We start from the raw sequence: 23,174 nt of genomic DNA on the forward strand, positions 1-23,174 counted from the left end.
CCTCCGCGAGCAGCAGCCTTTGATGACCGGACGGCACGCTGGCCGACAGTGGGCCAGCCAGGCCCCGCCCTCGCGAAAACAAGGAGGCCGCCCCGGCTTACAGCCAGGACGGCCTCCCCTGCCGCTCGAGGTGTCCCCGGGACTACGGAAGCTCGGTACCGCTGGCGGAGTTCTGCGGCTGGCGGGCGGCGCGAATCACGAAGTCCGCCGCGTTGTTGTTCGTATCGGAACCATTGCCCCGACTCGCGTCGGAGCCGCCCTCCGCCATGGTGGCCTGCGTGGACGTGGGCAGCGCCTTGCGCTCGATGCTGCCGCCCGCCGCCGGGTGGGACGGACCGCCGGTGGTGCCCTCCGGCGTGTTCGCCGTGCCCCACCCCAGCTTGTCCACTTCAATGGGCGAGGACGTCGTCAAGTCCCGGCCGATGCGGACATGGCCGCCCGCCGTCGTCGAGGCCGACATGTCGAAGCCGGACCACATCGCGTCCGCGGCCAGCGCCCCGGTCCCGGTGTAGCCCGTGTGCGCGAGCAGGAAGTAGCCGTGCGCCGGGATGACCTTGCCCGCGGGAATCACGAAGGTGCCCGAGTACGTGGTTCCCGTCGCCGACTTGTACTGGAGCATCCAGCCGCTCAGGTCCACGGCCTGGTTCGTCGGGTTGTGCAGCTCGACGAACTCGTCCGTCTGGGACGTCACGCCACGGCCACTGACCTCGCTGATGACCACGTGGTCCGACACGGGGATGACCTCGTCCACCGTCACGGTGCCGTAGCTCGCCGGGACGCCCGGAGCGACGACGCCGTTCTGGTCGCAGTAGACCCACGTGTCGGCGCCCGCCGGGCCGCGCGTGAAGCGGTAGCGGAAGCCGTAGAGGTAGCTCCCGTTCGCGGGAATCTGGAGGGTGGCCAACATCTCGTCGTCGTTGCCGCCGAGCGCGCCGTAGCTGGGGTTCGGCGTCGCGGACACCCACGTCCAGGACTCCGGCGCGTTGGCGTCCGTGCCATAGCCCAGCTCCGAGACGAGGTACGGGAAGTGGTCATTGCCGGACGTGCTGCGCGTCGTCACCTGCGGCTCGTAGACGCGGCTGGTGACCTCGTGGGGCGAGCCCGGTGCAATCGCCGTCGGGAACGACTTGGGGGACTCGATGGCGCAGAACTCCACGGGCGGTTGGATGACCACGCCGCACGTCTCGTTGGGCAGGCCCGGCGTGCCCCGGTCTCCGCCCGACAGCTCGTCGCTGGAGGCGCACCAGAACCAGGAGTAGCGGCTCGCGGTGCTGCCCACCAGCTCCGAGGACAGGCTCAGCGAGCGGCCCGCCACCAGGGGGAACTCCTCGTCATAGGTGACGTCGTCCATCACCACGCCCTTCACGCGCAGGGACAGCTGGCCGGTGGCCTCCAGGTCCAGGGCGTTCCCGTAGCCATGGTCCGCCGCCACGCCGCCGTTGGTGGCGAAGTCCGCGTTGCTCGCCAGCACCAGGATGCCGCGCGCCGGCAGCACCACGGCCGCGCCCGGGCCCCGGTCCACCGAGACGGTGCTCGTGTCCGAGGAGATGAGCGACAGGCCGTTGATGTTGAGCAGCGCGTCGGACGTGCTCGTCACCTCGATGTACTCCGTCGTGCCGGTGCTCGGGGAGGCCATGATTTCGGTGATGATGAGCGCGCGCTCGCCCGGCGCCGCCGCCGTGGTGCACGCCGCCTGGTAGCAGACGCCCTCCACGCCAGGGCACGCCGTCGAGGTGGGCACATAGCGGCACGTCGGCTCGCCCGCGAGCACCTCGCAGGTGGCCTCGTACGTCACGACCTCCACACCGGACTCGGAGCACTCGGAAGCGCGGGGCGCGCAGACGTGACTGCCGCACGCTCCAGGCAGGTCCAGCGAGGTGCCCGTCAGCAGGCTGGTGTTCCCCACGCCGTCCAGCACGCGCACGGCGAAGTGATACGTGCGACCCGTGGGGAGGCTCGGGACTGTCACCTCCTCTTGCGTGCCGGGCAGGCCGGGCGCGCCGGTGGGCACCAGCACCGCCACCTCGAAGTTCGTCTCGGTCAACGGCGCCAGGCTGTAGCGCAGCTGGTAGGACGCGGCCTGGCCGAGCTGGCCGTCATCGCCCGTGGCGACCCAGCGCAGCCGCACGGAGTCGGTGCCCACCACGCTCGCCTCCAGCGAGGCCACCTTCGCGGGGAGCTGGTCGTCGATGAGGGTCAGCGCGGTGGACGCGGCCGTCAGGCTCGCGCCGGACACGGAGGCCGTCAGCGTGTAGTCACCCTCCTGGACCACCGAGAGCGTGCTGAAGCGCGCCACACCCGAGACGGCCGTGGCCGTGACGTCGCCTTCGAGCACGCCGCCGCCCGAGAGCGCGAGCGTCACGACAGGCGTCTGGGAGGACGTCGTGTTGCCGAACGCGTCCTGTACGGCCACGCGCACCTCGGGCAGCACCTGACGCACCGAGGCCGAGGCCGGCACCGAGACGAAGCCCAGCCGCTCCGGAGCCGCGGCCTCCACCGTCACGTCGAGCGCCTCCGACACCGCGAGCGCCGCGTCCGAGAAGGTGACGGTCTGCGTGCCCGCCGTGCGCAGCGTGAGATTGAAGAGGTGCTCGCCCTGCTCCGCGGCGGTGTACGTGTGGGCGGTGAGCAACCCCGCCTGGGCGTCCGTCGACGAGGGCTGCACCGTGCCCACGTAGTCGCGGGACAGGTTGCCGAAGCGGTCCCTCGCGCTGACGGAGAAGGACTGCGCGACACCCGCCGTCAGCACCTGCGTCACAGGCGCCACGTGAAGCGCGGTGGCCACACCCGCGCTCACCGTCACGGCCTCGGAGGCCGTCAGCGTCGCCTGCTGCGTGTCCACGGCGGACAGCGTCGTCTCCTGCGCCTGGGCGAACGTCACACTGAAGACGTGCCGTCCCGCGTCCGCCTCGGTGAAGGTGTACGCGCCCGGGACGGAGGCCCCGGGGTCCTGCGCCACGCTGAGCGCCACCGTGCCCCGGTAGCCGGAGGCCTGGTTGCCATACGCATCCACCAGCGTCACCGTCGCCACCACCGCCTGGCCGGCGGCCGGCGTCGTCGTGGACAGCCCCAGCGTCAGCGACGCCGCGGCCCCCGGGGACACCTGCGTGTTCTGGGAGGCGGACCGGGAGCTGCCCGCTTCAGACACGGTGATGGAGTGCCCGCCGGACGTCTCCAGCGTCACGCTGAAGGTGTAGCGACCCGCGTCCTCGGCGGTGAAGACATGCTCGGGAGGCAGCGTGGCCCGGGGGTCGTCCGAGGCGAAGTCCACCTCACCGGTGTAGCCCGTGACGAGGTTGCCGGAGCCGTCCCGCACGCTGAGCGTCAGCTCGTGGCTGCTGCCCGCCGCCACCTGCGCCGGCAGCCCTTCCAGCACCAGGTGGTGGCCAGCGTCGCTCGTCACCTCCACCTCCATGAACGCCGTGAGCTGCGCGTTGGCGGTGTCCGTCGCCGTCACGCGGCGAAGCCCCGAGGTCATCAGCACCACGTCCGTGAAGACATGGCGACCCTGGTCCTGCGCGGTGAAGGTGTAGTCGGCGGGCAGCTCCGCCGCCGGGTCCGTGGACGTGAAGCGCACCGCGCCCGTGTAGCCCTGGGCCACGTTGTTGAAGTCGTCGAACGCCGTCACCTCCACGCTCTGGGACTGCCCCACGACGACAGGCGCCACCAGGCCCGTGAGCACCAGCCGCGACGGCGCACCCGCCGCGATGACGAACTCCGCGCTCTGCACCGTCAGCCCGTTGGCGCTGGCCTGGAAGCGATAGGTGCCCGTGGTGTCGACGCGAAGGCCGGAGAAGAGGGCCACGCCGGACGCGGCGGAGACCTGCTTCGGCTCGAAGCCCGTGCCCCCCACCAACGTCAGCGTCACCGGCAGGCTGCTCTCCGTCACCACCTCGCCCTGCGCGTTCAGCAGGGAGACGCCCACGTCCGCGAGCGACTGGCCCGCGGTGCCGTTCACCGGCTGCGGGGTGAAGGCGAGCTGCGTCACCTCGGAGTTCAGCGTCTGGAAGGACAGGCTGTTGGAGAGCGCGGCGTTGCCCCGGTTGTCCACCACCCGCAGCGCGACATGGTACGTCTGGTTCGCGCTCAGGCCTGTGAGCTGGGCGGACTCAGCGGTGCCCGAAGGGGCGGGCGCATTCACGCCTCCCACCGGCGTCGCCGCGTCGAACTCCGCGGCGGTGGTGATGGGGGCCAGGGAGTAGCGCAGCGTCTGCGACAGCGCGCGCCCCACGTTGCCGTCATCCCCCACGGCCACCCACGTCACCGTCGCGGAGTCCGCGCCGAGCGTTCCCACCGCGAGCACGGGCCTGGCGGGCGGCACGTCATCCACGATGGCGATGGCGGCGCTGTCCGTGGCCGTCAGGCCGGGCGCGCTGGCCCGGAGGTGGAAGCTGCCCTCCGTGCTCACGCGAAGCCCGGTGAAGCGGGCCACGCCCTCCACCGGCGCCACCGCCAGAACGCCGGAGAGGTCACCGGCCTCCACCAGCGACACCGTCACGACAGGCGCCCCCACGGCCGACGTGTTGCCGAAGCCGTCCTGGAGCGACACCTCCACCGAGGACAGCGCCGTGCTCGACGAGCCCGACGTGGGCACCTGGGTGAACGCCAGCGTCGAGGGCTCCCCCGCCACCACGCCCACGTCCTGATGACCGCTCAGCGTGGCGACGCCCACGTCCTGCACGGTGACCTGGTGGCTGCCCGCGCGCTTGAGGACGAGGCCCGTGAAGGTGAAGTGTCCCGCGTCCGTCGCGGTGAAGACATGGGACGCGGGCAGCGTCGCCGTGGCGTCCGTGGAGCGCACGGCCAGCGTGCCCGTGTAGTTCGTGGCCACGTTGCCGAACGCGTCATGCACCGTCACCTGCGCCTCGCGCGCCGCACCCGCGACGGCGGTGGCCGTCAGGCCCGCGAGCTCCAGCGAGGCCGCCTCGGCCGGCACCACGGTGAACGTCTCCGTCGTCGCGTTCTCCACGCCCGTCGCCGCCGCCAGGAGCTGGAAGCCCGCGCCGGCCTTCTTCAGCACCACGTCCGTGAAGCGCGCCACGCCGTCCACCGGCACCACGGTGAGCGTCCCCTCCAGCGTCGCGGCCCCCGGGTTCGCCGCCAGCGACAGCGTCACCGGCGCCGTCGCGCCTGGGACGAGTCGCGCCTGGGAGTCGAGGTAGCGCACCTCCAGGCTGTTGATGACCGCGCCCGCCGTGGCCTCCAGCGCCGACGTGGAGAACGCCAGCCGCGTGGCCACCGGCGCGACGAAGGTGAACGAGGGCTGCGAGGCCAGCACCACCGCGCCCCCTTCCGCGGCGACGGAGACCGTCACCCGCTTCTCACCCGCGCGCGTGGACACCACGAAGGCGACGGCGACACCCTGGCTGTTCGTCAGCCCCGCCTGCGTCACCGTGTTGCCCTCGCCCGCCACCGCCACCATCACCGAACGTCCCGCCAGCAGCGCGCCGTCCTTGCCCTTCACGATGACGGTGACCTCGCCCCGGGCCTGGCCATCCGCCAGCAGCGCCCCCGTCGGCGTCAGCACCACCGTGGACGCGGTGGCGTCCGGCAGCGTCGCGGGCGGCGGCAACGGCTGGGGATTCGAGTCATCGCCACAACCAAGCAACAGGCCAAGGCTCAACACAGCCAGCCCGAGGAGTCGGGCTGACGGGGCAAGGCGTACGGACATGCGTGTCTCCGGGATGCGAGCAGTCCCCCCAGGGAAGACTCCGCTCGCGAGGTGCGATGCCTTGTACCAGACATCGCAACCCCACGGAGACCCAGGCCACAAGTTTGCAGTTACAACAAACTTCACCCACGAGGAGGTCGTGGACGCCCCAGCCTCCTCCCGAGCCGCGAGCCCTGGGGCCCGGGCTACATCCCGAGGGCCGCCATCAGCGCGGCGCCGCCCAAGAGGGACTGGCCACCATCGCAGACCATGATGGAGCCGGTGATGTAGGACGCGCCCTCCGAGGACAGGAAGAGGGCCAGCCGGGAGATGTCCGCCTTGGTGCCGAAGCGCTGGAGCGGCAGGGCCTGGGCGAGCTTCTCGTGGCCTTCCGCGCTGGGGGCCAGGCGGCGCATGCCCTCGGTGTCCTCGATGGGGCCGGGGGTAATCGCGTTGACGCGCACGCCGGCGCTGCCCCACTCGAGCGCGAGCACGCGGGTGAGCATGTCCACGCCCGCCTTGGCGGCGCACACGTGGGCCTGCATGGCCATGGGCAGATAGGCCTGGGGCGCGGAGATGTTGATGACGCAGGCGCCGGGCTTGCGCAGGTGCTCGAAGCCGGCGCGACAGAGGTTGAAGGTGCCCAGCACGTCGATGTCCATGACGGCCTTGAAGCCGTTGGAGGACATGCCCAGCGCGGGCGCGGGGAAGTTGCCCGCGGCGCCACAGATGAGGATGTCCATTTCACCGTACACATCGCGCACCGTCTGGAGCGCCTTCTCCACGGAGGCGTAGTCGCGCACGTCCGCGGCCACGCCCATGGCGGTGCCGTAAGCCTGGAGGCCCTTCACCGCACCCTCCAGCTTCTCCACGTTGCGGCCGTTGATGGCCACCTTGGCGCCCGCCTTCACGAACGCCTCGGCGATGCCGAGGTTGATGCCGCTGCTGCCCCCCGAGATGAACGCCACCTTGCCCGCCAGCAGCCCGTCCTTGAACACGCCTTCAGCCATGACTCGTCTCCTGTGGAAGCAACCGGGCGGCGACTTGAACAGAACCTGCCGCACTGCGTCCACGGGCGCGTGTCAGGGCTCGTGTGGTAGAGGGCGGAAGCATGCGCCGTCGTCCTGAAATCCTGGCCCCCGCTGGTGACCTCGACTCGATGAAGGCCGCGCTCGCCAGTGGCGCGGACGCCATCTACTTCGGACTGGACGAGGGCTTCAATGCCCGCGCCCGGGCGGAGAACTTCTCGCTCGCAACCCTGCCCGACACGCTGGCGCTGGTGCACCGCGCGGGGGCGCGCGCGTTCCTGACGATGAACACGCTGGTGTTCGAGCCGGAGCTGCCGGTGGTGGAGGACATCCTGCGCCGCGTGGCCGCCGCGGGCGTGGACGCGCTCATCGTCCAGGACCCGGCCATCGCGCTCGTGGCGCGCGCGGTGTGTCCCCAGATGGAGGTCCATGCCTCCACGCAGATGACGATTTCGAGCGCGGAGGGTGCGCGCTTCGCCCGCGGCCTGGGCGCCACGCGAATCGTCGTGCCGCGCGAGCTGTCGGTGGCGGAGATTGGACGGCTGGCGTCGGAGACGGACATCGAGCTGGAGGTGTTCATCCACGGCGCGCTCTGCATGTCGTGGAGCGGCCAGTGCCTCACCAGCGAGGCGTGGGGTGGACGCTCCGCGAACCGGGGCCAGTGCGCGCAGTCGTGTCGGCTGCCGTATGACCTGGTGGTGGATGGAGCGACGAAGGACCTGGGCGACGTGCGCTACCTGCTCAGCCCCAAGGACCTGGCCGGCGTCATGGCGGTGCCCAAGCTCATCGAGATTGGCGTGCACTCGCTGAAGATTGAGGGCCGGCAGAAGGGGCCGCAGTACGTGGCCACGGCGGTGCAGGGCTATCGGCGCTGGGTGGACGGCGTGGCGGCGGGCAAGGCGGACACGGGCGCGCTGCGCCGCGATTTGGCCGACATGACGCTGTCGTACAGCCGGGGCTTCTCGCACGGCTTCTTCGCGGGCTCGGACCACCAGACGCTGGTGGAGGGGCGCTTCCCCAAGCACCGGGGCGCGTACCTGGGCGTGGTGGAGGCGGTGCAGGGCCGCGACGTGCTCGTGGCGGAGGACCCGGAGGGACGTCCGTGGACGGGCGGGCTGGGGCAGGACGACGCACGGACGAAGCCGGAGGCGCCGCAGGGCAAGGTGTCGTCGCCGCTGGAGGGCGATGCGCCAGTGGCCGCGGAGCTGTCCCCTCGCCCGGGCATGGGCGTGGTGTTCGACGACGGGCACCCCGAGGACAAGCACGAGGCGGGTGGACCGCTGTTCCGCGTCGAGCGCACCGGCCACGGCTGGGTGCTGGGCTTCGGCAATCCCGGGCCGGACATGGCTCGGGTGACGCGAGGGCAGCGCGTCTGGGTGACGAGCGATCCCTCCCTGGCGAAGCACACCGAGGAGCTGCTGGCCCAGGGCGAGCCCGAGGGCCGTGTCCCGCTGGCGCTGACGGTGTCGGGGACGGCCGGTGGGCCGCTGGTGGTGACGGGCACGGCGCGAGGAGGCCACGTGGCCACGGCGTCCAGCGCGGTGCCGCTGGCGCAGGCTCGCGGGGGTGGGATGGACGCCGCGCTGCTGAAGGACAAGCTGGCGGCGCTGGGTGGCACGTCGTTCCACCTGACGGAGCTGGACACGACGGCGCTGGCGCCGGGGCTGCATCTGCCGGTGTCGGAGCTGAAGGCGCTGCGCCGCTCGCTGGTGGCGGAGCTGACGGAGGCGGTGTCCCGGGGGCCGGCGCGCAAGGTGAGGGAGACGCCGGTGCTGGAGGAGGTCCGGGCCTCACAGCGGGAGCGCGTCGCCGCGTCACTGGGGGCCGAGGGAGCGCGGCTGCTGCCTCTGTGTCGGACGGACGAGCAGCTCGAGGCAGTGATTGCAGCGGGGCTGCCAGAGGTGGAGCTGGACTGGATGGAGCTGGTGGGCCTCCAGCGGGCGGTGGAGCGGGCGCGCGCGGCGGGGCTGCGCGTGACGATTGCGACGGTGCGGGTGCAGAAGCCGGGCGAGGAGGGCTACGACGCGCGCATCGCGAAGCTGAAGCCTGACGCGGTGCTGGCGCGGCACTGGGGCGCGATGATGCACTTCCTGGAGCGGCCCTTCGCCCCGGGGGAGACGCGGCCGGCGCTGCACGGCGACTTCTCGCTCAACGTCACCAACTCCGTGACGGCGCTGCACCTGCTCGGGTTGGGATTGGACACGCTCACCTTCGCGCACGACTTGGACGCGGTGCAGCTGGGGGCGATGTTGGAGCACCTGCCCGCCGAGCGCTTCGCGGTGACGGTGCACCACCACATCTCGACGTTCCACACGGAGCACTGCGTGTATTCGCACACGCTGTCCCATGGGCGTGACTTCAAGAGCTGCGGACGCCCGTGTGAGAAGCACCGGCTGTCGCTGAGAGACCACAAGGGCCTGGAGCATCCGGTGGTGGTGGACGTGGGCTGCCGCAACACCGTGTTCAACGCACAGGCCCAGAGCGCTGCGTCATTGGTGCCTTCGCTGCTGGCGCGCGGCGTGCGGAGATTCCGGGTGGAGTTCGTCCGGGAGTCGCGCGAGGAGGCCACGCGCGTGCTGGGGGCGTACCAGGAGCTGCTCGCGGGCCGCATCTCCCCGGCGGAGGCCGTGCGCCGCGCGGCCGTGCATGAGCAGTTCGGCGTGACGAAGGGGACCATGAAGGTGCTCAATCCCACGTTCACCGTTCAGCGTTAGTGCTCGCGGTGTCGCGGCACAGCCGCAACACGGCGTGGAAGACATCGTCCAGCGCGCCTGTCTGGAGCCCATCGTGTTCCGCCCACGCGTGTCGGATGTCGAGCATGGACGACTCCCGCTCCGTGTCGGGGAACGGAAGGCCGTGCTCCGACTTCACCCGGGCCGCTTCCTGGACAAGCCGAGCCCGACGCGCCAGCAGTGACACCAGCTCTCGGTCGACCTGGTCGATGCGCTGACGCACGTCCAGCAGCGCGGGGGGCGCGGCGGGGGTGCGAATGGCCTTCGCGGAGGCCTCCAACCCCTGGTGCATCTCCGTGAGCGCGTCGAGCAGCCCCGCGCGGGCTTCGCGCGCGTAGGGGTTCTCCGACTGCACGACGTTGAAGAGGTGGGGGACCTCCGTGCGTGCGTACTCTTCGAGCCGTGCCACGGGCTGGAAGCTGGGCGGAGCGAAGGGCAGGTCCTTCCCTACTCCCGCCTTCAAGAGCCCATGAGCCAGGAAGAACGTGAGCACATGGGTGCGAGCCATCAGCTCGTCATGCGCTTCCGGTGACATCTCCGTCACCGCGCAGCCGAGCCGCTCGAACAGCGCGCGGGCCCGATGCGTGGCTTCGGGATGAAGCGAGTTGGGACACACCACGGTGCGCCGGGCGTCTCCTCGCGCGAGGCTCGCGGGGCCGAAGAGCGGATGCGTGCCCACCCAGGGAATGTCACGCCCCAGCACGGAGGCGAGCACTTGCACCGGCCGCACCTTCACGCTGCCCACGTCGATGACGAGCTGGGTGGGCGACAGCATGGGGCGCAGCGCGGTCAGCGCGTCGTGCATGGCGGTGACAGGCATCGCCAGGACAAGAACCGTGGAGCGCGAGGCCAGCTCCGCGAGCGAAGCGGCCTGCAACTTCGGAGGCACTTCATCCTGCCTCGGGTCGAACACGCTGTGCGGCACGCCCGCGTCGGACAGCAGCCCCGAGAGGGCGCGACCGAAGCGCCCATAGCCCAGCAACCCAACCGTCTCCGTCATTCCGTGGGACTCCCGAGCCTCGACTTCATGGGAATCCTCGCACTGTGAGCGCAGTGGGTGAAAGCCCCTCGTGAGAGGGGCGGGGTTCACCGGCCCACGAACTTGGGGGGACGGCGCTCGGCGAAGGCGGAGAAGGCTTCGGCGAGGTCGTGCGACTGGAGGAACGCGGAGTTCCACACGGCGACGTAGCGCAGGCCATCCGCCGTGGACTTGTCCGCGCAGTACTCCATCACCTGCTTGGCGCCCTGGACGACAAGGGGCGGATTCTCCGCGATGCGTCGCGCGGTGGCGCGGGCGTGGGTGAGCAGTTCCTCGGCGGACGGGAAGACCTCGTTGACGAGTCCCATGCGGAGGGCGCGCTCGGCATCCACGTCGCCACCGGTGTAGGCCAGCTCGCGCGTGTGGCCCTCGCCGATGATGCGAGGCAGACGCTGGAGGGCGCCCATGTCCGCGACAATGCCGACCTTCACTTCGCGCAGGGAGAACTTCGCGTCGCGGGAGCAGTAGCGGAAGTCACACGCGGCGATGAGGTCCATGCCCGCGCCGATGCACCAGCCCTGCACGGCGGCGATGAAGGGCTTGCGACAGCGGGCTACGCCTTCGGTGGCCTGCTGCATGTCACCAATCAGCTTCAGGAGCTTCGTGCGCTCCAGGGCCAGGTTGTTGTCCCCGGTGAGCAGGGGCCCCAGGGACTCCATCATCCCCACCAGGTCCAGGCCGTAGGTGAAGTTGTCACCGTTGCCCCGGACAAGAACCACGCGCACTGACTCGTCTTCGTCGAGCGCGCGAATGGCTTCAGGCATCTCCCGCCAGAAGTCCGGGCCCATGGCATTGCCGCGACCGGGGCCCTGGAGAATCACTTCGGCGACTCCATCCGCCTTCTCGATGCGCAGCGACTTGTAGGTGGTGTCCATGACGGCCTCCCGCGTGAGTGGGCGAACCGTACCTCACCCACGCGGAAGCAGTGTGGTGCCGAAGCACCCCATCATCACCCGAACTCCACCACCCGCATTCCAAACAACCGGTCCACCGCCAGCAGCAGGTCGTCATGCACCTGCACCTTGAGCGACGTGTTCCCGATGAGCGCCTCCGCCTCACCGTGGAACAGCACACTCACGGCCACCGGCGTCGCCCCCGCGTACTTCTTCGCCAGCTCGTGCAGCTTGGCCACGCGGTCCTCCGTCAGCAGGTCCGCCGGCACACGCAGCTCCAGCCGCTTGGTGCGCTTCTCACGCACCTCCTTCAGGCTCTGGATGTCGTCGACAATCAGCTCTGGCGTGGGCGAGTCCTCGTCGCGCTGGCTGATCTGCACCGTCCCCGTCACCAGAATCGGGTCGTCCGACTTGAGCAGGTGCTCCCAGTTCTCGAACCCCGGCTTGGGCCCCTGCTTCGCCCACTTGCCGTCCCTGCCCATAACATTGCGCGTGCCGTCCTTGCCCGGGAAGCACACCAGCTCAATCGACCCGGACAGGTCTTCAATCGTCACCCACGCCATGCGCTTGCCCGTCTTCGTGGGCCGCTCGCGCAGCACCGTGACGACGCCCGCCACCGTGAGCTTGTCGTCCTTGCGCGCGCGCTGCACCGCCGTAATCGGCTTCGCGTAGCGCTTGAGCTCCTTGTCGTACTGATGCAGCGGATGGCCGGACACGTAGAAGCCGATGGCCTCCTTCTCCAGCGCCAGCCGCTCCTTCTCCGACCACTCCTCCACCACGACGTAGTCGTCCTTCATCGCGGCGCCACCCGACGACGGCCCCGCCAGCATGCCGAACAACGAGCTCTGCCCCGCCGCCTTGTCCTTCTGGCTGGACGAGCCGCGGTTCATCGCCCGCTCAATCGTGTCGAAAATCTGCCGGCGCGGCCGCTTCTCGAAGTCGAACGAGCCCGCCTTCACCAGCGCTTCCAACACCTTCTTGTTGACGCGCCGGCTGTCCACGCGCTCGCAGAAGTCGAAGAGGCTCTTGAAGGGGCCGTCCTTGCGCGCATCCAGGATGGATTCGATGGCGCCCTCGCCCACGCCCTTGATGGCGCCCAACCCGAAGCGAATCTTCCCCTCCACCGCGCCGAACTGCAGGTCGGACTGATTCACATCCGGTGGCAACACCTGGAGGCCCGATTCGCGCGCCTCGCCAATGTGCTTCACCACCTTGTCCGTGTTGTCCTTCTCGCTGGAGAGAAGGGCCGCCATGAACTCGCAGGGGTAATGCGCCTTCAGCCACGCGGTGTGAATCGTGACGAGGCCGTACGCCGCCGAGTGGCTCTTGTTGAAGCCGTACTCCGCGAACTTCTCCATCAGGTCGAAGATTTCGCCGGCGACCTTCAGGTCGACGTTGTTCTTCGCGCAGCCCTCGAGGAAGCCGGCCCGCTCGGCCTGCATGACCTCGGCCTTCTTCTTGCCCATGGCGCGGCGAAGCAGGTCCGCGCGGCCCAGGGTGTAACCCCCCAGGACCTGCGAAATCTGCATCACCTGCTCCTGGTACACGATGACGCCGTACGTGTCCTTGAGCACCGGCTCCAGCGCGGGATGCGGATACGACACCTTCTCCCGGCCGTGCTTGCGATTGATGAAGACATCCACCATGCCGGAGTCCAACGGACCCGGACGGTAGAGCGCGCCCGCGGCGATGACGTCTTCGAAGCAGGACGGCTTGAGCTTCACCACCATTTCCGTGAAGCCACTCGACTCCATCTGGAAGACGCCGGCCGTGTCGCCCTTGGCCATCAGCTCCCAGACCTTGTCGTCATTCAGCGGAATCTCATGCCGCGGAATGTCCTTGCCGTGGTTGCGCTTCACCAAATCCAGCCCGTGCTGAATCACGGTGAGCGTCTTCAGGCCGAGGAAGTCGAACTTCACCAGGCCCGCCGCCTCCACCTCGTCCTTGGCGAACTGGGTGATGAGCGTCTTCTCACCCGGCGGCTGGTAGACGGGCACGAACTCCCACAGCGGCTTGTCTGCGATGACCACGCCGGCCGCGTGCATGCCGGGCTGGCGGTGCAGGCCCTCCAGTGCGAGGGCAATCTCCAGCACGTCCTTCGTGGTGACGGGCTTGCCCTCCACGTCGCCGATGTTGGTGGGCTTCTCCATCATCTCCTTGAGGCGAGGCTCCATCTCGATGGCCTCCTTCAAGGTGATGTTGAGGACCTCCGGCACCAGCTTCGCGATGCGGTCGCCTTCGCTGAAGGGCAGCGCGAACACGCGGCACACGTCGCGCAGCACGCTCTTCGCCTTGAGCGAGCCGAAGGTGATGATCTGCCCCACGTTCATCTCGCCGTACTTGCGGCCGACGTACTGGATGACCTCGTCCCGCCGGTCCTGGCAGAAGTCGATATCGAAGTCGGGCATCGACACGCGCTCCGGATTCAGGAAGCGCTCGAACAGGAGGTTGTACGGAATCGGGTCCACGTCGGTGATGCGCAGCGCATACGCGACGAGGCTGCCGGCGCCGGAGCCACGACCGGGGCCCACGGGGATGCCCATCTTCTTCGCCCAGTTGATGAAGTCCTGGACGATGAGGAAGTAGCCGCTGAAGCCCATCTTCTGGATGACGCCCAGCTCCAGCGTCAGGCGCGCCTGGTACTGCTCGCGGTCGATGGGATATTTGACGGTGGCCGCAAGCTCGATGAAGCGCTCGCGCAGGCCCTCGTAGGCCAGCTCCGACATGAAGCTGTCCGGCGTGTGGCTGTCCGGCACCTTGAACGTGGGAAGCATGGGCTTGCCCAGCTTCAGCTCCAGGTTGCACTGCTCGGCGATGCGCTGGGTGTTGTGGACGGCCTCGGGGATGTCCTTGAAGAACTCCAGCATCTCCGTGGGGCTGGTGACGTAGAGCTTGTCCGTCGCGTGCTTCATCCGCTTGCTGTCCGCCAGCGTCTTGCCGCTGGCGATGCACATCAGCAGTTCGTGCGCGCGCGCGTCCTCGCGCTTGATGTAGTGCGCGTCCGCGGTGGCGCACAGCGGGAGGTCCATGTCCCGCGACAGCTGCATCAGGTTCTCGTTCGCCTTGTCCTGCTCCGGCATCCCGTTGGACTGCACCTCCAGGAAGAAGTGCCCGGGCTCGAAGATGTCCTTGTACTCCTGGGCCGCGCGGCGGGCGTGGTCCATGTCCCCGCGGAAGCACGCGCTCGTCACCTCACCACCGAGGCACGCCGTCAGCGCGAAGAGGCCCTTGCTGTGGTCCGCGAGCACCTTCTTGTCGATGCGCGGGTGGTAGTAGAAGCCCTGCATGTACGCGGTGGAGGAGAGGTAGCGCAGGTTCGCGTAGCCCTCCGCGTTCTTCGCCACCAGGATGAGGTGGTGGTTGACCTTCTCCGAGCGGTCCTCGCGACCCTTGGCGCCCGCGACGTACGCCTCCATGCCGAGGATGGGCTTGATGCCCGCGTCCTTCGCCTTCTTGTAGAAGTCGATGGCCCCGAACATGTTGCCGTGGTCCGTCACGGCGACACTCGTCATCCCCTTCTCTTTCACCGTCTTGATGAGGTCCTTCATCCGGATGGCCCCATCGAGCAGTGAGTAGAGAGTGTGCAGGTGGAGGTGGGTAAAGGACATGGCCCGAACACTACGTTCGGCCCAGGCCTCCCGCTACTCTCTCGAACGCGTCCGGGCGGCACGTCCCACAGGCCGATAAATCGGCCCCGCAAGTCGTTCTGTCGGGAGCGGAAAGGCGGAGTGGAGCCCGAAATCGGGGCACCTGGGACCCGTGGGGCCAAGCTCTCCCTCCAGGCGTCCAGGCGGGCACACCCGGGGCAAAATCCAGGGGCTTCGGGGCTTCATACTTCTTCACGCCCCGTACAAGCGCCCCATAAAGCGGCCCGGCACATTGGGCAACGTCGCCAATCACGGCGAAGCCACCCGGGCCCCACGTCGGGCCCCGCAGTCGGAGAGTGCCCCATGATGAAGAAGCTCGCCATCGCCGGTTCCGCCGTCGTCGCCGTCGTCCTGCTCAGCGGTTTCGCCTTTCGCGGAGGCCACCACGGCTGGGGCCACAACCCCGAGCGCATCAAGCAGATGGTGTCGTGGAAGCTGAACGACAAGCTGGATGATATCGACGCGACGGACGCCCAGCGCCAGTCCATCAACGCCGTGAAGGACCGCCTCTTCGAGGAGGGCGCGAAGCTCGCGCAGGAGCAGCACGCGGTGCGCTCCGAGGTCGTCACCCAGCTGGAGTCGGACAAGCCCGACGCGCAGAAGCTCCACGCCCTGGTGGACGAGCGCATCGACGCCATGCGCGCGTTTGCACACCAGGCGACGGATGCCGCGCTGGAGGTCCACGGCACGCTGACGCCGGAGCAGCGCAAGGAGCTGGCCACGGAGTTCCGTGAGCGCACCGGCATGAAGTGAGCCGCCCTGGGGGAGCGCGTCCCCCACTCAACGCCCACCCATGTCCTCGGGTAGGAATGGGTAGGCGGCGGGGAGCGTCACGCATAGGTTGCAGGTGTGAGATACACCGACTACGCGCAACGCATCCGTTCGTTCGACAACCTTGGTGAAGTGGCCGAGTACGGTCAGGTCCTGGAGGGCGGCCAGCCCTACCCCCTCTTCCGCATCACCGTGCCGGGAGAGCGTTGGCTGGTCATCACCTCGGGCTTCCACGGAGAGGAGCCCGCGGGCCCGCTCACGCTGGCCGAGCGCTTCCCGGAAGTGGTGGCCTATGCCCGGCAACGCGGCGTGGGCCTTCGCGTGTATCCGTGTATCAACCCGTCCGGCTTCGAGGACGGCACCCGCTACAACCGCTCCGGCGAGAAGCCCAACAACGACTTCATGCGCTACGAGGTGGCGCCCGGTGAGTGGCGCGGCGAGCTGAACGAGGGCCAGGACCACCTGCGCTGGGCCCTCTATGATGGCGGGCCCAAGGAGACGCGCCTGGTGCGCTCGGACCTGGCGCGCTTCCGTCCGCCGAACGCGGCGCTGGACATCCACCAGGACAACTACCTGGGCGGCGCCGCGACGTACGCGTATGTCTTTGGGGACAAGGCCGTCTATCGCCCCCTCGTCGAGGCCGCGTCCAAGCACGCGACGGTGGTGCGCAACCAGAAGGTCGACGAGCAGAACGTCACCGATGAAGACGGGCTCATCGTGTATCACGATGGCAGCGTCACCGACTGGTACATGCGCCAGGGCGTGCCCTACACGGCGACGCTGGAGACCACCACGCCCATGAGCATGGACGCGTGCCACGCGGTGAACCTCCTCTGGATTCGAGGCTTCATCGACCTGGCCGCGCGCGCAGTCCGCTGACCTGGGCTTACGCGCTCGCCTCCTCGTGACATGCTGCCGTGCACGCGTCCCGTGCACGGGGCTCGCGAGGAGGCTGTCACCGTGGAGCGCCGTCCGCTGGGAAGAACTGGACTCGAGGTGTCGGTGCTCGGCTTCGGCGCGGGCCAGGTGGGCAGTGCCGACCTGGAGGACCGGGCGGCGTCCGCGCTGCTGAATGGCGCGCTGGACGCGGGCCTCAACCTCATCGACACCGCGCCCAGCTATGGCCTGTCCGAGGAGCGAATCGGCCGGTTCCTCTCCGGGCGCAGGCAGGAGTTCCTCCTGTCCACCAAGTGCGGCTACGGCGTGCCTGGCGTGGAGGACTGGACGCCCGAGTGCATCACCCTCGGCGTGGACCAGGCGCTGCGGCGGCTGCGCACGGACGTCATCGACGTGCTGCACTTCCACTCGTGTCCCGGTGAAGTGCTCCAGCGCGCGGAGGTGGTGGATGCGCTGCGACGGGCCGTGGCCCAGGGCAAGGTGCGCGTGGCCGCGTACTCTGGAGACAACGCGGCCCTCCAGGTGGCGCTGTCCAACGGCGCCTTCGGCAGCGTGCAGACCTCCGTCAACGTGTTCGACCAGCGCGCGCTCGACGCGGCCGTGCCTCGCGCGCGGGCGCTGGGCGTGGGCGTCATCGCGAAGCGCCCCCTGGGCAACGCGGCCTGGCGCTTCGACACGCGGCTTTCCGCGCATGACGTGGGGCAGTACTGGGAGCGGATGAAGGCCATGGCGGTGGACCCGGGTGACCTGGACTGGAGCGAGCTGGCGCTGCGCTTCTCCGCCCATGCCCCTGGCGTGAGCACCTGCATCGTCGGCACCGCCAACCTGGACAACCTGCAACGCAATGTCCGGCTGCTGGAGAAGGGCCCGCTCCCCGAGGCCCAGGTCTCCGCGCTTCGCGAGGCCTTCCGGCGGAACGACGCGGGCTGGGACGGCGTGATTTGAGCACACGGCCCGCCCCTCGATGAACCGAGGGGCGGGCCGCCGTCATGTCCTCCGTCAGTGCGGCTTGCGTCGACGCTGCCGCCAGCTGCGCAGCGCGAGCAGGAGCAGCGGGAGAGGAAGCGCACCCGCGGCGCCGCATCCGAAGCCCTCGGGCATCGCCTCGTTGGCCAGGCGCTGGGCCTCGTTGGCGACGGCGACCTCATCCACGTCACCGGGCGCGGGGTCCTCCGACACCGGGCCCCAACGCTCGAAGTCCGCGAGCTGTGCCAGCAACCGCGCATCGTCCGGGAGCTCCGTGAGCACGGGCGCGACAACGGGCCCCCCGCCCTCGACGCCCTCAGGCGATGCCATCGACAGAGCCGCCACTTCGTCGGCGCCATCTCTGGCGGTGGCCCCGCCCTCGACTCCCATCGTCGGTGACATCGACAGAGCCGCCACCTCGTCGGCCTCGCCAGCGGCGGTCGTCCCACCGGGCGTCACGGTGTGCCCCAGCACCCGGAAGTCGCTGTCCGCGATGACCGTCCTCACGGACACGCGGCCCAGGTCATTGATGGCCGGCGCTCCAGTGCGGAAGACGTACTGGTTGGCGATCTGCACCTCGCTCCCTCCCGGAGGGCGGACCCACACGCTGTAGCGCTGCGCGGGCAGGTCCGCGACGAGGCGCACGTGGTACGTCTGGCCGCTGACGTAGGGCACCCGGACCAGCGACGAGTAGCCGCCGCCGTTGCGCACGTCGAAGTACCCATCCAGGTTCATCCTCACCGTCAGGTTCAGCGAGGAGTAACCCGTCACCGACGTGGAGCTGTCCGCGTAGCCCACGGTTCCATCCTGTGGAGAGGCGAGCGGTGTCACGTCGAACTCGACGGTGCGCACGCCCGTGTTCGTGGTGCCGAGCAGGTGCTGGCTCTCGAAGAACGCAATCTTCGAGTACCAGGGGTACGGCGGGTTCGGGTTGAAGCGGAGCACCGCCTCCAGGAAGTAGTAGTCGCCATAGATGAGGCTGACATCAATCTCCTGGTTGGCGGGCAGGTGTCCCACGCCGTGCAGCAGCAGGCCCGGGCTGTTGGTGCCCTGCGCGAAGTAGGCCGGCGACACCAGCGTGTCCAACGTGCGCAGCGCCGCATCCCGGTAGCGCACCTTGCGCACGGCATCCGTCTCCAGGTTGCTCAACTCCTGCAACGCCGAGGCGACGATGGCCGCCGCCGAGGAGTCCTTCTGCGTGCCCGGCGCGTCGAAGTCCCACTTGGGCACCATGTCCGCCGGCACATGGTCCAGGTACCAGTCCGTCACCTTGCGCGCCGCCGCGAGCATCCGCGCGTCCCCCGTGTACCGATACACCATGGTGTAGCCGTAGATGAGCCACGCGTGGCCCCGCGCCCAGGTGGAGTTCGTGGAGTACCCCTGGAACGTGCCCTTCGAGCGGATGGCCCCCGTCGCGGCGTTGTAGTCCACGTAGTGGAACGAGCTGCCATCCGGGCGCACCGCATCCCGCAGCGTGGTGAGCGCGTGGTTGAGGGCCATGGTCCGCAGCTCCGCGCGGCCCCCGTTCGCCGCCGCCCACAGCAGCAGCTCCAGGTTCATCATCGTGTCCGTGACGAGCGGCACGTCCCACGCCGAGTTCCAATCACAGCAATCGATGATGCCGATGCGCGAGTTGTAGCGCGTCGCGAGCGACTCGGCCGACGTCAGCAGCACGCCGCGATAGTACGGGTCTCCCGTGAGCTGGTACGCATTGCCGAAGCTCAGGAACATCTTGAAGCCCAGGTCGTGCGTCTGCCGGTTCGTCTTCTGTCCCTCCAGGGGCCGCGTCCACAGGTCCGCCTTCTGCTGCCACGAAGGCTCCAGTCCCACCTGGAACAGGTGCCACATGCTCCCCGGGAAGAAGCCCTGTGTCCACGCCACCGCGTCCGTGTTGGCCACCATCGACCACGTCCCGTCGGCCCGCGAGGCCTTCGGAGAGCGCGTCGTGTTCGGCATGGCGGTGGCCGTCCTGCGCATCTGCGTTCGCGCGAAGCCCACCACCTTCAGCGCATCCGCGTCGGTGAACGCCTGCGACGTGCTCCCCACCAGCAGCAACGCCAGCCCCAGCGCCCCCATGGCCCGCCTCGTCCCCTGAGCAGCTCTTGTCATGCACCCCTCCCATCGCCGCCGCCAAAGTGGCCGCGTGCCCACCGTGGGAACAGGGGGGCCCAGGCATGACGGCGAGCGGCCGCATGCCCGCGGAAGCAGCGCCCCCACAGCTCCTGGTCCGATTCGGTGGTGAGGTGACAGGTACGCGACGACGCGAATGTGAAGTGCCGGCCCGCGCCGTCAGTCCCCGGGGCCCGGCAGCCAGCGAGTGGCCCGCGGCGCTAACGGTCGGAGGTCAACACGCGCGACCACAGCGTCAGCAGGTCGCGGACCACGGGGCCCTCGGGAACCTCCGCCACGGGAGGCACGTCCACGCGGACACCGTGGGCGGCCAGCCTCGTGAAGGGATTCTCCGGGTCGTCTGTCTTCAGCGGCACCGCCGGGTCCGCCGGACGGAAGCCGAACGACAACGCGCGCTCCTGCACCGGACGGCTCTGCAGATAGCGCAGCCACTCCACCGCCGCCGCCTTCTGCGCGGGCGTCACCCAGTCCGCCTGGAGCACGGCGGCGGGATGGTCGCTCCACAAGGTGAGCGCCGGGTAGTACACCCGCAGCTCCCCCCACCGCCCCTGCGCATGGGAGAGCTGGGCGATGGCCAGGTTCTCGTACACCACCGCGATGTCGTAGCGGGACGGGCCGAAGCGGACCATGTCCGCCATGAAGATGCCCGTGGAGGGCTCGAAGCGGGTGACGCCTCGCTCCAGCGCCTTCATCCATTCCTGGTAGCGCGGCTCCAACAGGTCCGCCACCGTGAGCCCGCCGCGCTTGCCGTAGTACTCCAGCGTGGCCAGCAGCAGCGCCTGGAGTCCGGAGTTGGAGCGCGTCGGGTCGGTATGGCCCAGCTTCACGAACCCCCACTCCGGCTTGCCGCCAATCGCCGGCCAGCCCTGGGGACTCGTCACCGCCTTCTGCAGCACCTTCCAGGACACCGCGCCGCCACCGCTCGCCTTGCGCAGCACCTCCGCCCGGTCCTCCCACACCACGAAGACCAGCGGGGTGATGACCAGCGGACGCGGAGCCTGCTCGCCCTCCTCCGCGAACAGCGGCCCGCGCGCGGGGTCCGTGGCCCAGTCGGAGGCCAGCATGCGCAGCACCGCGCTGTCCGCCGGGCTCCACACCGTGGGCTGCTCACGGCCGTCGAGGATGGCCTGCGCCGCCTCCAGCGACCCGCGTCCCACCAGCTTCAGCCGGATGTGGGGATGCTGCTTCTGGAAGTCCGCCGCCGCGGCCTCCACCCACTCCTTCTTCTCCGTGCTGTAGAGGAAGGAGACGTCCACCACCTCGCCGGGCCTCGGAGGCCGGGGCGACGTGGGCTCGGGCGTGCCGGCCTCCTGGACGCCGCGCGTTGGCGGCTCCCGGCTGGAGGTCAGATAGAGGACCCCGCCCAGCGCGAGAAAGAGCCCGACGACGATGAGAACCCTGGGTGTCATGTGTCGATGCGCCCCCCTCGCGCCGCGTCCTGCCTCACGCCTCCAGGCGCGAGAGCCGACCGGCGAGCTGCGCATCGCTCCCCGCGTTCACACCCTTCACCCACTCCGTCAGCGAGCCACCCGACGACGTCAGCTTCGCCTCGACATGCGGACGCAGCACGCCCCAGCGCTTGCCCCAGCCCTCTTCGGACGCGCTGCCCTTCATGCCCGGCCGCTCCGCGAGCAACAGCCCCAGCCGCAGCGCCAGCTCCGGCTCACCGAGCGACTCGGCCCGCCGCACCATGGCCAGCGCCTCCGTCTCCGGCGCCCGACGCCATGCGTCCACCGCGCGGGAGAAGGCCGCCACGTCCAGCTCGCTCAGCAGGCCCAGCGCATGCCGCAGCGGCAGCCGGCCCTCCTTGGGCGAGACGACGACACGCGCCATCAGCGCATCGAACGTGGAGGACAGCTCCGCGTGCGCCGCGGGGTCCACGCCACCGAGCGCTCGCAATGCCCTGCGTGCGCTCCTGGCGCGGGACGTCACCTCCCAGCTTCGCCAGCCCAGCCGGGCCCGCAGCCCCGCGAGCGCGTCCGCGGCGGCCTTGAGCAGCTCCGGCGTGGGCTTCGCGACAGGCACGCGACGCGGCAGCGGGGCCTTCTCGGGCGCGCGCGGCGCGGCGGCGACGGGGGCGGGCGCGGCACCCTCGGCCGTCACCTCGCGGTAGCCCTCGCGCACCTTCTCCGCGACCTTCTTCTCGTACTCGCGCTCGGCGGCCGCGGCGTCGGGGAACGCCTTCTCCTTGCGCTGCCCGGCGGTGCCGATGCGGCCGAACGTCACGATGAAGCTGTTGCCCTGAACCTCCGGCTGCCAGAACTTGGAGCTGGTTCCCTCGACGAATTCGAACCTTCGCATGGCCCATCCTCCTCGCGCACCGGCCGGCCCTCCAGGCTAGCTCATGCGCACCTGTCGCGCCTCACGCGGCGCGCGAAGACCGCTCCTGGAACTCCGTCTCCATCTCCTTCAGGCCCATGGAGCGCGGCACCCGTCCTTCGTACCCCAGCTCCTGCCGGGCCTTCTCGTCGCTCACCGTCACCTCGCGTCCAATCAGCAGCACCTCCGTGCGACTGAGGGGCGGCCGGCCCGGCAGCCCGAGCGTTCCCCATGCCAGGTCCGCTATCGTGGCCACCGTCGCGGCCAGGCCGTAGGGAATGGTGCTGTTGCCCGGGTCCACGCCCTGCGACTTGAGCATCGCGGTGACGAACTCCCGGAACTCCACCGGCTCGCCGTCGGTGAGGAAGTACGCCTCGCCGCCCCGGCCCTTCTCCGCCGCCAGCAGCATGCCCTCCACGCAGTTGGCCACGTGGCAGGTGGACGTCAGGTAGCGGCCGCCCCCCACCCACTTGAAGCGCTTGCTGCGCACCGCGTCCACCATCTGCGGCAGCACCGACGTGTCACCGCGTCCCCACACCAGGCGCGGACGCACCGCCACGGTGGTGAAGTCCGCGGAGTTGACGCTCAGCACCCGGCGCTCCGCCTCGTTCTTGGTGGAGGGATAGTCGCCGATGGGGCGCTCCGGCAGCGGCCACGTCTCGTTCACCTTCACCAGCGGCGTGCCGTCCGCCATCACCGCCTCCGTGCTGACGTGCACCAGCCGCTTCACTCCGGCGGCGCGAGCGGCCTCCAGCACCCGCTCCGTGCCGCGCACGTTGGCCTCGTAGTACTCCGCGCGAGGCGCCCACGACTTCACCAGCGCGGCCGAGTGGAAGACGGTGTCACAGCCCTCCATGCCCGCCCTCAGCTTCGCCACGTCGGACAGGTCGCCCTCGAAGGGCTCCCCGCCCGCCGCCGCCACCGTCGCGATGGACTCTGGAGAGCGCGCCAGCGCCCGAGCCTCGTCGCCGCGCGCCTTGAGCGCCGCGAGAAGGTACCTGCCCACGAAACCGGAACCGCCGGTGACGAACGCCCGCATGGACTGCTCCCCTGGCAATGAGGTCTGGGGCTCCTACCACCACCCGCCCTCGGCGCGGTAGCC

General features: G+C 69.7%; 13 protein-coding genes. 4 read left to right on the top strand and 9 right to left on the bottom strand.

Going from position 1 to position 23,174, the window contains the following annotated elements:
- Positions 1-142: 142 nt before the first annotated feature.
- Together LZ199_RS16550 and LZ199_RS16555 are read right to left on the bottom strand one after the other, a co-directional pair.
- Complete coding sequence (locus LZ199_RS16550; protein ID WP_253994666.1) at positions 143-5,671, bottom strand: lamin tail domain-containing protein; 5,529 nt, start codon at positions 5,669-5,671, stop codon at positions 143-145.
- A 185-nt stretch (positions 5,672-5,856) separates the two neighbouring features.
- Entirely contained in the window at positions 5,857-6,660 is an 804-nt protein-coding gene (locus tag LZ199_RS16555; protein ID WP_253994667.1) for an SDR family oxidoreductase, read from the bottom strand.
- 101 nt (positions 6,661-6,761) lie between these two features.
- Here LZ199_RS16555 and LZ199_RS16560 point away from each other — a divergent pair, with 101 nt between their 5' ends.
- Complete coding sequence (locus LZ199_RS16560; RefSeq protein WP_253994668.1) at positions 6,762-9,392, top strand: DUF3656 domain-containing U32 family peptidase; 2,631 nt, start codon at positions 6,762-6,764, stop codon at positions 9,390-9,392.
- Here LZ199_RS16560 and LZ199_RS16565 read toward each other — a convergent pair.
- From LZ199_RS16565 to dnaE, 3 genes are all read right to left on the bottom strand, one after another.
- A complete protein-coding gene (locus tag LZ199_RS16565; protein ID WP_323389727.1) occupies positions 9,376-10,587 on the bottom strand; it encodes a prephenate dehydrogenase/arogenate dehydrogenase family protein in 1,212 nt (403 codons plus the stop codon). The genes LZ199_RS16560 and LZ199_RS16565 overlap by 17 nt on opposite strands.
- On the bottom strand, positions 10,497-11,324 hold the full coding sequence (locus LZ199_RS16570) for a crotonase/enoyl-CoA hydratase family protein (protein WP_253994669.1): 828 nt from the start codon (positions 11,322-11,324) through the stop codon (positions 10,497-10,499). The genes LZ199_RS16565 and LZ199_RS16570 overlap by 91 nt, the downstream gene beginning before the upstream one ends.
- Positions 11,325-11,398: 74 nt before the next feature.
- Entirely contained in the window at positions 11,399-14,950 is a 3,552-nt protein-coding gene (gene dnaE / locus LZ199_RS16575) for a DNA polymerase III subunit alpha (RefSeq protein ID WP_253994670.1), read from the bottom strand.
- A gap of 342 nt (positions 14,951-15,292) precedes the next feature.
- On the opposite strand from dnaE, the gene LZ199_RS16580 reads away from it, so the two are divergent.
- The 3 genes from LZ199_RS16580 (at position 15,293) to LZ199_RS16590 (ending at position 17,602) form a co-directional block, all read left to right on the top strand.
- Positions 15,293-15,742: a Spy/CpxP family protein refolding chaperone gene (locus LZ199_RS16580; RefSeq protein ID WP_253994671.1), complete on the top strand. Its 450-nt coding sequence runs from the start codon at positions 15,293-15,295 to the stop codon at positions 15,740-15,742.
- 96 nt (positions 15,743-15,838) lie between these two features.
- A complete protein-coding gene (locus LZ199_RS16585) occupies positions 15,839-16,639 on the top strand; it encodes a M14 family metallopeptidase (RefSeq protein ID WP_253994672.1) in 801 nt (266 codons plus the stop codon).
- 81 nt (positions 16,640-16,720) lie between these two features.
- Positions 16,721-17,602, top strand: coding sequence for an aldo/keto reductase (locus LZ199_RS16590; protein ID WP_253994673.1), 882 nt, complete (start codon positions 16,721-16,723; stop codon positions 17,600-17,602).
- 54 nt (positions 17,603-17,656) lie between these two features.
- Here LZ199_RS16590 and LZ199_RS16595 read toward each other — a convergent pair whose 3' ends face one another.
- The 4 genes from LZ199_RS16595 to LZ199_RS16610 form a co-directional block, all read right to left on the bottom strand.
- Complete coding sequence (locus LZ199_RS16595; RefSeq protein ID WP_253994674.1) at positions 17,657-19,732, bottom strand: glycoside hydrolase family protein; 2,076 nt, start codon at positions 19,730-19,732, stop codon at positions 17,657-17,659.
- A 221-nt stretch (positions 19,733-19,953) separates the two neighbouring features.
- Positions 19,954-21,162, bottom strand: coding sequence for a substrate-binding domain-containing protein (locus LZ199_RS16600; RefSeq protein ID WP_253994675.1), 1,209 nt, complete (start codon positions 21,160-21,162; stop codon positions 19,954-19,956).
- Positions 21,163-21,196: 34 nt separating this feature from the next.
- On the bottom strand, positions 21,197-22,054 hold the full coding sequence (locus LZ199_RS16605) for a WGR domain-containing protein (RefSeq protein WP_253994676.1): 858 nt from the start codon (positions 22,052-22,054) through the stop codon (positions 21,197-21,199).
- A 61-nt stretch (positions 22,055-22,115) separates the two neighbouring features.
- A complete protein-coding gene (locus LZ199_RS16610; RefSeq protein WP_253994677.1) occupies positions 22,116-23,111 on the bottom strand; it encodes an NAD-dependent epimerase/dehydratase family protein in 996 nt (331 codons plus the stop codon).
- Positions 23,112-23,174: the final 63 nt, after the last annotated feature.

It is taken from the genome of Myxococcus qinghaiensis, from assembly GCF_024198215.1.
Lineage (GTDB): Bacteria > Myxococcota > Myxococcia > Myxococcales > Myxococcaceae > Myxococcus > Myxococcus qinghaiensis.

Excerpts from the sequence above, each read along its gene's own strand:
- LZ199_RS16550 (WP_253994666.1), bottom strand. The coding sequence starts at position 5,671 with ATGTCCGTACGCCTTGCCCCGTCAGCCCGACTCCTCGGGCTGGCTGTG.
- LZ199_RS16555 (WP_253994667.1), bottom strand. The coding sequence starts at position 6,660 with ATGGCTGAAGGCGTGTTCAAGGACGGGCTGCTGGCGGGCAAGGTGGCG.
- LZ199_RS16560 (WP_253994668.1), top strand. The coding sequence starts at position 6,762 with ATGCGCCGTCGTCCTGAAATCCTGGCCCCCGCTGGTGACCTCGACTCG.
- LZ199_RS16570 (WP_253994669.1), bottom strand. The coding sequence starts at position 11,324 with ATGGACACCACCTACAAGTCGCTGCGCATCGAGAAGGCGGATGGAGTC.
- dnaE (WP_253994670.1), bottom strand. The coding sequence starts at position 14,950 with ATGTCCTTTACCCACCTCCACCTGCACACTCTCTACTCACTGCTCGAT.
- LZ199_RS16580 (WP_253994671.1), top strand. The coding sequence starts at position 15,293 with ATGATGAAGAAGCTCGCCATCGCCGGTTCCGCCGTCGTCGCCGTCGTC.
- LZ199_RS16595 (WP_253994674.1), bottom strand. The coding sequence starts at position 19,732 with ATGACAAGAGCTGCTCAGGGGACGAGGCGGGCCATGGGGGCGCTGGGG.
- LZ199_RS16600 (WP_253994675.1), bottom strand. The coding sequence starts at position 21,162 with ATGACACCCAGGGTTCTCATCGTCGTCGGGCTCTTTCTCGCGCTGGGC.
- LZ199_RS16605 (WP_253994676.1), bottom strand. The coding sequence starts at position 22,054 with ATGCGAAGGTTCGAATTCGTCGAGGGAACCAGCTCCAAGTTCTGGCAG.
- LZ199_RS16610 (WP_253994677.1), bottom strand. The coding sequence starts at position 23,111 with ATGCGGGCGTTCGTCACCGGCGGTTCCGGTTTCGTGGGCAGGTACCTT.